The organism is Frigoribacterium sp. 2355 (assembly GCF_054060695.1).
The window spans coordinates 138,347-149,139 of sequence record NZ_JBSSDL010000007.1 but is presented as its reverse complement, the minus strand read 5'-3'; the positions used below and the strand labels follow the sequence as shown (position 1 = coordinate 149,139).

General features: G+C 74.1%; 13 protein-coding genes. 6 read left to right on the top strand and 7 right to left on the bottom strand.

Annotated features, from left to right (window positions below):
- Window positions 1–124 precede the first annotated feature (124 nt).
- Window positions 125–1,048, bottom strand: coding sequence for a type IV toxin-antitoxin system AbiEi family antitoxin domain-containing protein (locus ACVJ1F_RS10700; protein WP_456886099.1), 924 nt, complete (start codon window positions 1,046–1,048; stop codon window positions 125–127).
- 141 nt (window positions 1,049–1,189) lie between these two features.
- Window positions 1,190–1,738, bottom strand: coding sequence for an NUDIX hydrolase family protein (locus tag ACVJ1F_RS10695; protein ID WP_056043756.1), 549 nt, complete (start codon window positions 1,736–1,738; stop codon window positions 1,190–1,192).
- A 98-nt stretch (window positions 1,739–1,836) separates the two neighbouring features.
- On the opposite strand from ACVJ1F_RS10695, the gene ACVJ1F_RS10690 reads away from it, so the two are divergent.
- Window positions 1,837–2,550, top strand: coding sequence for an alpha/beta hydrolase (locus ACVJ1F_RS10690; protein WP_456886097.1), 714 nt, complete (start codon window positions 1,837–1,839; stop codon window positions 2,548–2,550).
- A gap of 51 nt (window positions 2,551–2,601) precedes the next feature.
- Window positions 2,602–3,279 carry an SIMPL domain-containing protein gene (locus ACVJ1F_RS10685; protein WP_456886095.1) on the top strand — a complete coding sequence of 226 codons (678 nt, stop codon included), beginning with the start codon at window positions 2,602–2,604 and terminating at the stop codon, window positions 3,277–3,279.
- Window positions 3,280–3,320: 41 nt separating this feature from the next.
- On the opposite strand, the gene ACVJ1F_RS10680 is transcribed toward ACVJ1F_RS10685, so the two are convergent.
- Window positions 3,321–4,484, bottom strand: coding sequence for a GNAT family N-acetyltransferase (locus tag ACVJ1F_RS10680; protein WP_456886093.1), 1,164 nt, complete (start codon window positions 4,482–4,484; stop codon window positions 3,321–3,323).
- A 126-nt stretch (window positions 4,485–4,610) separates the two neighbouring features.
- Between ACVJ1F_RS10680 and ACVJ1F_RS10675 the strand changes: the two genes are divergently transcribed.
- The 3 genes from ACVJ1F_RS10675 to ACVJ1F_RS10665 all read left to right on the top strand — a co-directional run bounded on the left by ACVJ1F_RS10675 (window position 4,611) and on the right by ACVJ1F_RS10665 (window position 7,005).
- Window positions 4,611–5,036, top strand: coding sequence for a DUF1810 domain-containing protein (locus tag ACVJ1F_RS10675; RefSeq protein WP_456886091.1), 426 nt, complete (start codon window positions 4,611–4,613; stop codon window positions 5,034–5,036).
- Window positions 5,037–5,155: 119 nt separating this feature from the next.
- Window positions 5,156–6,151, top strand: a complete 996-nt coding sequence (gene pip / locus ACVJ1F_RS10670; RefSeq protein ID WP_456886089.1) for a prolyl aminopeptidase — start codon at window positions 5,156–5,158, stop codon at window positions 6,149–6,151.
- Entirely contained in the window at window positions 6,148–7,005 is an 858-nt protein-coding gene (locus tag ACVJ1F_RS10665; protein ID WP_456886087.1) for an NAD-dependent epimerase/dehydratase family protein, read from the top strand. The genes pip and ACVJ1F_RS10665 overlap by 4 nt, the downstream gene beginning before the upstream one ends.
- 237 nt (window positions 7,006–7,242) lie before the next feature.
- Here ACVJ1F_RS10665 and ACVJ1F_RS10660 read toward each other — a convergent pair whose 3' ends face one another.
- The gene (locus tag ACVJ1F_RS10660) at window positions 7,243–8,136 is read right to left on the bottom strand and encodes an SDR family oxidoreductase (protein WP_123571344.1); all 894 of its coding nucleotides are present in this window, start codon (window positions 8,134–8,136) and stop codon (window positions 7,243–7,245) included.
- Window positions 8,137–8,270: 134 nt separating this feature from the next.
- Between ACVJ1F_RS10660 and ACVJ1F_RS10655 the strand changes: the two genes are divergently transcribed.
- Window positions 8,271–8,843 carry a phosphatase PAP2 family protein gene (locus ACVJ1F_RS10655; RefSeq protein ID WP_056043774.1) on the top strand — a complete coding sequence of 191 codons (573 nt, stop codon included), beginning with the start codon at window positions 8,271–8,273 and terminating at the stop codon, window positions 8,841–8,843.
- 27 nt (window positions 8,844–8,870) lie between these two features.
- On the opposite strand, the gene ACVJ1F_RS10650 is transcribed toward ACVJ1F_RS10655, so the two are convergent.
- From ACVJ1F_RS10650 to ACVJ1F_RS10640, 3 genes are read right to left on the bottom strand one after another with little or no spacing between them, the layout of a single operon-like run.
- Entirely contained in the window at window positions 8,871–9,869 is a 999-nt protein-coding gene (locus ACVJ1F_RS10650; RefSeq protein WP_056043777.1) for an aldo/keto reductase, read from the bottom strand.
- A gap of 50 nt (window positions 9,870–9,919) precedes the next feature.
- Window positions 9,920–10,096 carry a hypothetical protein gene (locus ACVJ1F_RS10645; protein ID WP_157485182.1) on the bottom strand — a complete coding sequence of 59 codons (177 nt, stop codon included), beginning with the start codon at window positions 10,094–10,096 and terminating at the stop codon, window positions 9,920–9,922.
- A gap of 50 nt (window positions 10,097–10,146) precedes the next feature.
- Window positions 10,147–10,791: an FMN-dependent NADH-azoreductase gene (locus tag ACVJ1F_RS10640; protein WP_123571490.1), complete on the bottom strand. Its 645-nt coding sequence runs from the start codon at window positions 10,789–10,791 to the stop codon at window positions 10,147–10,149.
- Between the last annotated feature and the right edge of the window lie 2 nt (window positions 10,792–10,793).

Here is a 10,793-nt window from a genome sequence, read left to right as displayed (position 1 = left end):
CCGGGGGGGGGGGGCGCGGGGGGGGGGCCCCCCCCCCCCCCCCCCCCCCCCCCCCCCCCGGGCCCCCCCCCCCGGGGGGCGGGGGGCCCCCCCCCGGTTCGGGGGTGTTGCGCTGCCAGCACCTTCAGCGCACCCCGGCGCGCGCGAGAGCACGCACCATGGGCTCGGCGCGCAGGGCGTCACCCCAGGTCCATCGGACGACGGTGCGCACGCCGGGCAGCGCCCGCAGATCGTCCTCGCGCCGCTTCTCGTCGATCACGACCTGCTCGGGGCTGCGCCCGGCCCGCATCCGTTCGTCGCGGTACTTCACCTCGCCGTCGAACTCGCCGATGATGCCGAACTGCGGCCACCAGAAGTCCACGAAGCCGATGAGGGGGCCCGTCACCGGGAACCGGGCCTGCAACTCGGGCCCCGTGAGCCCGGCGGCCCTCATGCCCGCCCGGCTCAACGACTCACCCGGTGACTCGGACCGCCCATCGGCGAACGCGACGGCGACCGCCGCCCGACGACGCCCGGGCACCCCGGGCCGTGCGGCCAGGGCGGCCTCGAGCTCGGACCGGTCGTACGCGCCCGCGTGCAGCCCGTGGTCGAGCACGACGGTCGCCCCGCGCAGGTCGCGCCGGCGCACGCTGTCGACTGCCGCGCGGGCGGCACCCACCACCGGCAACCCGTCGACCGTGTCGATCTCGCCGTCGCCGAGGGGCGCCGCGTGCTGGTGGACGGATCCGGTCACCTTGTCGCGAGCGCGCTGACGTGCCACGACGTGCACCCTTCGAGGCCACTCGCCCAGCAGCGGAAACCCCCGGACGGCGAGGGCGGACTCGTGGGAGACGACGGCGTCCGGTCCGAGCCGGGGCAGCACCGCGTGCACGCGGGCGGTGTGCTGCGACGCCGGGCCGAGCGACCGCCAGTCGTCCGTCCGGACGTACACGCCGGCGGCGAGCCTCACCGCGAGGCCACGTCGCGCGTCCCGCTCGATGGACGAGGCATCCACGCCGTCGTCGACGAGCCGGGACCGACGGATGAGCAGGCCTGACGTGTCGCGCATCGGTCCAGCCTGGCCGAGCGCCGTCAGGGACGGGGCCCGCGCCTCCTCGCCTGTGGAGAGGCGCTGGGCGACACCCCCGAACCGGCGAGACACCCCGCGATCCGAGGGTGTCACGCCGCGTCGGGGGTGTTGCGAGCGCCGCTAGTGCAGGGCGCCGACGGAGGCGAGGGCGCTGCGCAGCAGGGTGCCGCGCCCGCCCTCCATCTCGGCGGCGACCTCGTCGGAGGCGGCCTGGTGCGGCGTCAGCCAGGTGAGCTCGAGGGCGTCCTGCCGCGGGTCGCACGTGCCCGTGACGGGCACCACGTACGCGAGCGACACCGCGTGCTGACGCGGGTCGGTGTAGACCGAGGAACCGGGCAGCGGGAAGTACTCGGCGACCTGGAACGGCACCGGAGACGGCGGCAGCTGGGGGAAGGCCATCGGCCCCAGGTCTTTCTCGAGGTGGCGGAACAGCGCGGTGCGCAGGCTCTCGCCGTACATCACCCGGCCCGACACGAGCATGCGCGAGATCGACCCCTCGTCGGAGGCGCGGAGCAGCACCCCGACCTCGGTCACGACCCCGAGGCCGTCGGTCCGCACGGGCACGGCCTCGACGTAGAGGATCGGCAGGTGCTGACGCGCCTGGAAGAGCTCGTCCTCCGAGAGCCAGCCGGGATTGGGGTCGGGGTCGGGTGTCCGCACGGAGCTCATGGGCCATTCTTACCGGCTCGGGGGCCCGATCGCGTGACGTGACGCTACGGGCGAACAGCACCGGCCCCGATGTCGGCACCCGTCGCTAGGCTCGGCCCATGGTGCAGATCGACCCGTCCCTCGTCCAGTGGTCCGCCGTCGAGGCCGAGCGTGACGGGCGTCCCCTGCTCGTGTTGCTGCACGGCGTGGGCTCGCACGAGGGCGACCTGATCGCGCTCGCCCCCTACCTGCCGCAGCAGTTCGTGGTCGCGTCGCTGCGGGCACCACTGCCCCACGGCGACGGGTTCTCGTGGTACCCGCTGTCGACTCCCGGTGCGCCCGACACGGGCGCCGTCGACGACGCGGCCGAGGCCGTGCTCGCCTGGCTCGACTCGCTCGGGGCGCACCATCCGTCCGTCAGCCTGCTCGGGTTCTCGCAGGGCGGGTCGCTCTCGCTGCAGCTGCTCCGTCACGCGCCCGAGCGGTTCGCGTTCGCGGCCGTGCTCGCGGGGTTCGTGGTCCCCGCCGCGGGCGACAACGCCACGCTCGAGCGCGCGGCCGCACGCGACGACGCCGTCACGGCCGCCCGCCCCGCCGTCTTCTACGGTCGCGGCGACGTCGACCAGGTCATCCCGGCCGACGCCGTCGAGCGCACGTCCGCCTGGCTCGAGACGCACGCCGACGCCGAGCAGACCGTCTACCCCGGGCTGGCCCACGGCATCTCGCAAGAAGAACTCGACGACCTCAACGCGTTCATCGGTCGCGTCACCGCCGCGCCCGTGGTCGACGGCGGCGCCTCCGTGGTGGCCGGCGAGGTCGGCTCCGCCGACTGACCACGGGCTCCGCCCGGCCCCGCACCACCCGACGAACGAAGGAGGCGCGCGATGGCGACGCTCTCGGTGTCCGGTTCCGCCACCCACCGCCACCGTGCCGAGCGCGGCGTCGTCCACCTCACCGTGGGCTTCGACGGCGACGACCGCGAGGCGGTCGTCCGCGACACCGCCGCGGTGCACTCCCGCCTCACCGAACAGGCCACGGCCTGGCGCCGCCAGGAGGCCGCCACCTGGTGGAGCGCACAGAGCGTCACGGTCTCGGTCGAGACCGAGGCGACGACCGACCGGGGCGACGGGGCCGACGCGACCCGCGCCTCCTCGGTGGTGCGGTTCCGCACCCGGGCCGCCGTCGACGTGCGGTTCAGCGACTTCGACCGGTTGGCGTCGTGGGTGGGCGAGGTCGCCGTCGAGCCGGGCGTCACCGTCGAATGGATCGAGTGGTCGCTCAGCCACGACCGTCGGCCCGAGGTCGAGAAGGCCGTGCGGGTCGCTGCGATCGCCGACGCGGTCACCCGGGCCGGCGACTACGCCGGGGCGCTCGGGCTCGGTCGGCCGACGCTGCAGTCGGTCTTCGAGCCGGGGTTGCGGCCCGGCGCTCCCGGTGGGGGCAGCCCGTTCGGCCTGGCCCGTGCCGTCGCGACGTTCTCGTCGGGCGGCCCCGTGACGTTCGACCTGCACCCGGACGACATCGAGGTCACCGCCGAGGTCAGCGCCGACTTCGTCGCCTGACCCGTCTCGGGCACGACCGACCGGCAGGCCCGCCTCCCGCCTCACAGCAGCCGGTGCCACACTCCCTCGACGCCGATCGGCACGAACCCGACGGCCTCGTTGACCGCGAGCATGGGCCGGTTCTCCTCGGCGTTGAAGGTCAGCACGGACGGGCGTCCCGGCTTCTCCGCGATCAGTCGGTCGAGGTTGGCGACCTTGACGAGCCAGCCCAGCCGGTGCCCGCGGTGCTCACGCCGCACGAGGGTCATCTGCTGCATCGCGGGCCGCGACGCGTCGTCGGGCACCGCGAGGTCGGAGCACGCGACGAGTCGGCCGGTCGGCACGTGCTCGGCCGCCGCGGTCAGCGAGGCCCGCCCGCTCGCGGCGCGTCGCTGCTCGGCCTCGACCAGGCGGTCGACGGTCCAGACGTCCTCGGGCTCCGGCACGTCACCCATCGGTGCGTCGGTGCTCAACGCGGTCGCCATCGCCGCGACGTCGGACCGCCAGCGCGGAGGCGTGGGGCCGGACCAGGTGTGGACGCGGTACTCGTCCCCCGCCGCGGCGAGCGCCTCGGAGCGGATCGCGGCCAGCGCCTCCTCGTCGACCGGCAGGGGCAGGCGGCTGATGCGCTCGACCTGGCCGAGCGCGTAGCCGCGCGAGAGCGCGAACCGGACCTCCGAGGAGGCGCGGGGCACCCATCCGTGACCGGTCGAGGCCTCGAGGCGGTCGCCCGGGTCGGGGCGCGAGCCCTGGCCGGACGCGACGAAGGAGATCGCGTCGGTCCTGCCCGCCGCGCGGGCGACGGCCTCGACCTGGTCGAGCAGGGCCGTGCCGAGCCCCCGGCGGCGGTGCTCGGCGTCGACGGCGACCCAGAGCCAGCAGGTCGTGACGGTCGGGTCGGCGAGCGTCTCGTAGGTGGCCTGGCCGACGATGCGACCACCGGACCGCACCACGAACAGCCGCCGCGGCGAGAACCGGTCGTGCCACTGCGGCAGCTGTTCGGCCGGGCCGAAGTCTAGGTCGCCGAAGCCGAGCACCTCGGCCTGGACGGCGTTCTCGAGGCCGATGGCCTCGACGTAGGCGGCGACGCGTGCGGTGTGGCCAGCGCGGTCGGCGCGGTCGGCGTCGGCGTCGGCGTCGTGGCCGGCATCGGCGTCGGCTCCGGCGTCGGAACGGGGCTCGAGGGTGTCGGGCACGACGATCTCGTCGATCACGATGTCGGTCACGGGGGCTCCGGGGTCGAGGCGGGGACGTGGTCCGCCGCCCGGCAGGGCAGCCGACCAGGGTAGCGCCGTCCTCGGCCTCCGCGCCAGGGGGGAGACGGCACGACCCGCTGCGCGTAGAACGGGGCGATGAGCGACCCCTTCGACCTCGGACGGTACGTCGACGCGCAGGACGCCAGCGGCACCCACGACCAGGCCCTGGCCGAGCTGCGCCGCGGGCGGAAGACCTCGCACTGGATGTGGTTCGTCTTCCCGCAGATCGCCGGCCTCGGCCGCAGCGGCATGGACCGCACCTACGCGATCCGATCGCTCGACGAGGCGCGGGCCTACCTCGCCCATCCCCTGCTCGGCCCGCGCCTGCGCGAGGCGGCGGGCGTCGCGGCCCGGGCGGACGCCGCGAGCGCCGGCGAGCTGATGGGCGGGATCGACGGCCTCAAGCTGCGCTCGTCGATGACCCTGTTCGCACGGGCCGACCCGGCCGAACCCGAGTTCCGGGCCGTGCTCGATCGCTGGTTCGACGGCGTCGAGGACGACCTGACCGTCGCCCGCCTCTGAGCCCGTCCGCGACCGTCCGTCGGGCGACGGCTCCTCCCCGGACGAGGAGGCGCGGGTCGTCGCCCCCAGGCGCCGCGCCTCCCCTGCCGGTGTCGGCTCCCACGGCTACGCTCGTCCGCATGCGCCAGCTCTACCCCGAGATCGAACCCCACGACTCCGGCCTGCTCGACGTCGGCGACGGCCAGCAGGTCTGGTGGGAAGAATGCGGCGACCCCGACGGCAAGCCGGTGGTCTTCCTGCACGGCGGGCCCGGCAGCGGGTCGTCACCCGCGCACCGCCGCCTGTTCGACCCCGACCGGTACCGCATCGTGCTGCTCGACCAACGTGGGGCGGGTCGCAGCACACCCCACGCCGGCACGTTCGGCACCGACCTCTCGACGAACACGACCCGCCACCTCGTGGCCGACCTCGAGACCCTGCGCGAGCACCTGGGCATCGACCGCTGGCAGGTGTTCGGCGGCTCGTGGGGCTCGACCCTCGCGCTCGCCTACGCCGAGACCCACCCCGACCGCGTCACCGAGCTCGTGCTGCGCGGCATCTTCACCCTGCGCCAGAGCGAGCTCGACTGGTTCTACGAGGGCGCGGCGTCGAACGTCCTGCCCGACCGGTGGCAGGGCTACCTCGCCCCGGTGCCCCCCGACGAGCGGCGCCCCGGCGGGCTGATCGAGGCCTATGCGCGACTCCTCGCCGATCCCGACCCTGCCGTCCACGGGCCCGCCGCCGTGGCCTGGTCGTCGTGGGAGGCCTCGGCGATCACCCTGCTGCCCCGCCCCGACCTGGTCGAGCGGTACTCCGACCCGGCGTTCGCGCTGGCCTTCGCCCGCATCGAGAACCACTACTTCGTCCACCGCGGCTTCCTCGACGAGGGCCAGCTGATCCGCGACGCACACCTCGTCTCGCACATTCCGACGGTGATCGTGCAGGGCCGCTACGACCTGTGCACACCGGCGACGACGGCCTTCGACCTGCACGCCGCCCTGCCCGACGCCGAGTTCGTCCTGGTCGACGACGCCGGCCACTCGTTCGACGAGCCGGGCATCCTCGACGCGCTCATCGCGGCGACCGACCGCTTCGCGTCCGAGTCGACGCCCTCGCCTGACGAGGCGAGCCGATGACCGTCGTCCTCGCCGGCTGCGGCGACCTCGGCACCGAGGCGGCCCTGCGCTTCGCCGCCCTGGGGCACCACGTCCTCGGGCTTCGTCGCTCGGCCGAGAAGCTGCCCGCGTCGATCGACGGCGTGTCGATCGACCTCGGCGCCACCCGGCCCACGCTGCCCGCCGACACCGAGATCGTCGTCGTCGCCCTCTCGGCCGGGTCCCGCGACGTCGACACCTACCGGGCGTCCTACGTCGACGGCCTGCGGAACGTCCTCGACGCGCTCGACGAGGCGGGGGCCTCCGACGCCCGGGTGCTGTTCGTCTCGTCGACCGCCGTGTACGACGTCGACGACGGCAGCGTCGTCGACGAGACCACCCCGGCGACCGGGGCCTCCCCCACGGCCGAGGTCATCCTCGAGGCCGAGGCCCTGCTGCACGCACGTCGTCCCGACGGCATCGTCCTGCGCCTCGGCGGCATCTACGGCCCGGGCCGGGAGCGACTGATCACCCAGGTGCGCGACGGAGAAGCGCGGCTGGCCGAGCCGGCCGGCAGCTCTCCCCACACGAACCGCATCCACCGTGACGACGCGGCGGCCGCGATCGTGCACCTCACCACCACCTCGGCGCCGACCGACGTCCTGTACGTGGGGGTCGACGACGAGCCGTCGAGGCTCGACGACGTGCTGGCGTTCGTGGCCGACGAACTGGGGTCGCCCGTGCCGCCGAGCGCGCCTCCTCGGGGTCGTCAGGCGGGCGGCGACAAGCGGTTGTCGAACGCACGACTACGCGGCACGGGATTCACCTTCGAGTACCCGACCTTCCGCGAGGGGTACCGGGCCGTGATCGCGGGCGAGGGCGTGCGGCACCCCTGAGCCGGGCACGGACGGGCCGGGCGATGCGGGCCTGTCGGACCTGCCCCGCAGGTGCGGGCCGTGTGGACCACGCCCGCCGGTGCGGGCCGGGTAGACCCACGCCCGCCGGTGCGGACTGGGCGGTCACCTCGCCCGCCTCGCCAGCCTCGCGCGCGAGGACGCCGCCCAGCGAACGGGGCACCGCGTGGCGTCGCGGGGCCCCGTCCACTCGACGGCGTCCTCGAGGGCGGAGGGTGATCAGTGGATCGGCGTGCCACCCGTCACGGCGATGGTCTCGCCGCTGATGTAGCTCGACTCCTGGCTCGCCAGGAAGACGAACGACGGGGCGAGCTCGACGGCCTGGCCCGGGCGGCCGTAGGCGGCCTCCGAGCCGAAGCTCTCGATCTTCTCGTTCGGCACGAAGGCGGGCTGCAGCGGCGTCCAGACGGGGCCGGGCGCGACGCCGTTGACGCGGATGCCGCGTTCGGCCAGCTGCTGGGCCATGGCGCGGGTCCAGTTGGCGATGCCGGCCTTCGACACGGCGTACTCGGCGAGGTCGGGCGAGGGCTGGAAGCCCTGGATCGACGAGGTCGTGATGATCGAGGCCCCCGGCTTCAGGTGCGTCGAGGCGGCCTTGGTCAACCAGAACAGCGGGTAGATGTTGGCCTTGAGGACGTGGTCGAGCGTCTCGGTCTCGAAGTCGTCGATGCTGCTGACGGTCGGCATGACGCCGGCGATGATCGCCAGGATGTCGAGGCCGCCGAGCTCGGCGACCGTCTTCTCGACGACGTCGACGTTGGTCTGCTCGACCTGCAGGTCGCCGGGCAACAGCACGGCGGTGCGACCGGCCTCGCGGACGAGTGCGGCGACCTCCTCGGCCTGGGACTGCTCCTCGGCGAGGTAGCTCAGCGCGACGTCGGCACCCTCGCGGGCGAAGGCGATGGCCGTCGCGCGGCCGATGCCGCTGTCGGCACCGGTGACGAGGGCCTTGCGACCGGCGAGGCGACCGCTGCCGACGTAGCTGGTCTCGCCGTGGTCGGGCTCTGGCTTCATGGCGTGGACGTCGCCGGGAGCGCTCTGCTGCTGGTGCTCGAACGGAGGCTGGGGGTACTGGGTGACGGGGTTCTGCGGGGTGTACATGTTGTCTGCCATGCCCCCGGTGTACGCGGCGGAGTGGGCGCGCCGGCCCAGCTTGTACCCCGGTCGGGGGTGACGTCGGCGGCGCGGAGCGACGAGAGGAACCGAGGAGGCGCGGCACCACCCCCGGGGAAAGATACGGTGGTCGCGTGCCCCTGCTGCCACTGCCTTCCGAGACTCCCCGTCAGGTCCTGCCCGCCTGGGTGCTGCGCGCCGACCGACGGGCCGCGAAACGCATCAACTCGGTCAGGGGAGTGCCGGTCGTCGACCGCAACCTCAGCCGCCTCAGCCACTTCGCCGACCACGGACTGTTGTGGGCCGCGGTCGCCGCAGGACTCGCCCTCGTCGGCCAGCGTCGTGCCGCGGTGCGGGGCACCCTGTCGCTCGGTTTCGCCAGTGCCATGGCGAACATCGTCGGCAAGCGCATCTTCGGCGGCAACCGGCCCCTGATCGACGACGTCCCGATCGAGCGACGTCTGCGCAGCCAGCCGCTGTCCGCGTCGTTCCCGTCCGGCCACGCGGCCTGCGCCGCCGGCTTCGTGACGGGCGTCGCGATCGAGTCGCCGGGAGCCGCGGCAGCCCTGTTGCCGCTGGCCGGTGCGGTCTCGTGGTCGCGCCTCCACGTGGGGGCGCACTGGACGTCCGACGTCGTCGGCGGGCTGCTCATCGGGTCGGGCGTCGCACTGCTGGGCCGACTCGTGTCGGCACCGCGCGGGCGCTGACCCCGGGCCGGCCCGCCGGCACCCGCTCTACCAGCGGGGGTGGACGGCCTCGCGGAAGTACTGGTCGTAGATGCGGACGACCTCGCTGTCGAGCCCGTCGTCGAGCTCGCCGACGCTGCCGGCCGCGGCGTTCGCCGTGGCCTGCGCGACGTTGCGCGCTCCCGGGATGACCGTGCTGACGCCCGGCTGCTCGACGATCCAGGCGAGGGCGGCCTGCGGCACGGTGACGCCGTCGGGGACGGCCGCGGCGAACTCCTGCGCGGCGGCGACGCCCTGCTCGAAGTCGACACCGCTGAAGGTCTCGCCCTGGTCGAAGGCCTCGCCGTGACGGTTGTACGTGCGGTGGTCGTTCTCGGCGAACGTCGTCTCGGTCGTGTACTTGCCCGACAGCAGTCCGCTGGCGAGGGGGACGCGCGCGATGATGCCGACGCCGGCCCGTCGTGCGGCCGGCAGCACCTCGTCGAGGGGCTTGAGACGGAACGCGTTGAAGATGATCTGCACGGTCGCGAGGTTCGGTCGGGCGATGGCGGTCAGGGCCTGGGCGGTCTCCTCGACGCTGACGCCGTAGGCACGGATCGCACCGTTCTCGACCAGCTCGTCGAGGGCGTCGTAGACCGCATCGCTCTCGAAGACGGGGGTGGGCGGGCAGTGCAGCTGCACCAGGTCGAGCGTGTCGACGCCGAGGTTGCGACGCGAGCGGTCGGTCCACGCCACGAAGTTGTCGCGGACGTAGTTCGACGGCACCTGGTCGAGCCGACGGCCCATCTTCGTCGCGACCGTGAGGGGCACGTCGGGGTTCGACGCACGGAAGCGCCCGATGATCTGCTCGCTGCGCCCGTCGCCGTACACGTCGGCGGTGTCGAAGAAGGTCACCCCGGACTCGACGGAGGCGCCCAGCACGTCGAGCGCGTCGCTCTCGCTGACGTCGCCCCAGTCGGCACCGAGCTGCCAGGTGCCGAGACCGATGACCGAGACAGGACGGTCGGCGAGGAAGGGTGAACGGGTTCCGAGGGTGCGGCTCTGCATGCCGTCGAGCCTAGCCACGCCGCACGTCGACCCGCCCAGACTGCGAGGGCTCAGCGGCGCGACGCGTTCACGCTGCGGACCAGCGCGTAGGCGACGACGACCGAGACGAACGCCGCGAAGAGGAACGCCGCCCCGAACCCGGCCTGCCCCTGCAGGAGCCGGACGAGCCCGACGATCGCGAGAGCCGCGGCCAGCATGCCGAACACGCGCGCGACGACCGACTTCACGCGGCGTGCGGCCCCGGCCCGACGACCGCCTCGTCGACGCGACGACACGGTCACCCGAGGCGACGAGCCGAGGCGACCGCCGCCTCCTTCGCCTCTCGCAGTTCGCGCGTCGCTCGCTCGCGGGCGGCCTCGGGCATCGGCAGCCGGTCGCTGAGCGTGAGGTTCGTGGCGATCGTCTCGACGCGCATGCCGAGCGTGGCCCCCAGGACGATCTCGAGGACCGGGGTGGCGTGGTCCCAGCCGGCCGTGGGCGTGCCGTCGTCGTAGGCGCCGCCGCGGCTGGTCACCACGACCGCGGGTCGTCCGAGCATCGGCTGCTGGTCGTCGCCGTCGAAGGGCGCGGTGACGCCGGGCAGGTGGACGTTGTCGACCCAGGCCTTGAGCGTCGAGGGCAGCGAGTAGTTGTAGAGCGGGGCACCGATCAGGACGACGTCGGCGGCGACGAGCTCGGCGATCAGGGCCTGCTGCAGGGCCTCGTGGGCGGGATCGGGGGCGTCGCCCGGCTGCCGGAGCCGCGGCGGCCAGTGCAACGAGCTGTCGCTCAGGTGGGGCAGCGGGTCGACGTGCAGGTCGCGCCGGGTGACCGTGTGGTCGGCGCCGAGGTCGCGCCAGGCGTCGGCGAACGCCGCGGTGATCGCGCGTGAGCGGCTCGTCGTGAGGTCGGCGGACGAGTCGAGGTGGAGCAGGTTCGGCATGC

Excerpts from the sequence above, each read along its gene's own strand:
- ACVJ1F_RS10665 (WP_456886087.1), top strand. The coding sequence starts at position 6,148 with ATGACCGTCGTCCTCGCCGGCTGCGGCGACCTCGGCACCGAGGCGGCC.
- ACVJ1F_RS10700 (WP_456886099.1), bottom strand. The coding sequence starts at position 1,048 with ATGCGCGACACGTCAGGCCTGCTCATCCGTCGGTCCCGGCTCGTCGAC.
- ACVJ1F_RS10650 (WP_056043777.1), bottom strand. The coding sequence starts at position 9,869 with ATGCAGAGCCGCACCCTCGGAACCCGTTCACCCTTCCTCGCCGACCGT.
- ACVJ1F_RS10640 (WP_123571490.1), bottom strand. The coding sequence starts at position 10,791 with ATGCCGAACCTGCTCCACCTCGACTCGTCCGCCGACCTCACGACGAGC.
- ACVJ1F_RS10695 (WP_056043756.1), bottom strand. The coding sequence starts at position 1,738 with ATGAGCTCCGTGCGGACACCCGACCCCGACCCCAATCCCGGCTGGCTC.
- ACVJ1F_RS10660 (WP_123571344.1), bottom strand. The coding sequence starts at position 8,136 with ATGGCAGACAACATGTACACCCCGCAGAACCCCGTCACCCAGTACCCC.
- ACVJ1F_RS10690 (WP_456886097.1), top strand. The coding sequence starts at position 1,837 with ATGGTGCAGATCGACCCGTCCCTCGTCCAGTGGTCCGCCGTCGAGGCC.
- ACVJ1F_RS10675 (WP_456886091.1), top strand. The coding sequence starts at position 4,611 with ATGAGCGACCCCTTCGACCTCGGACGGTACGTCGACGCGCAGGACGCC.
- ACVJ1F_RS10685 (WP_456886095.1), top strand. The coding sequence starts at position 2,602 with ATGGCGACGCTCTCGGTGTCCGGTTCCGCCACCCACCGCCACCGTGCC.
- pip (WP_456886089.1), top strand. The coding sequence starts at position 5,156 with ATGCGCCAGCTCTACCCCGAGATCGAACCCCACGACTCCGGCCTGCTC.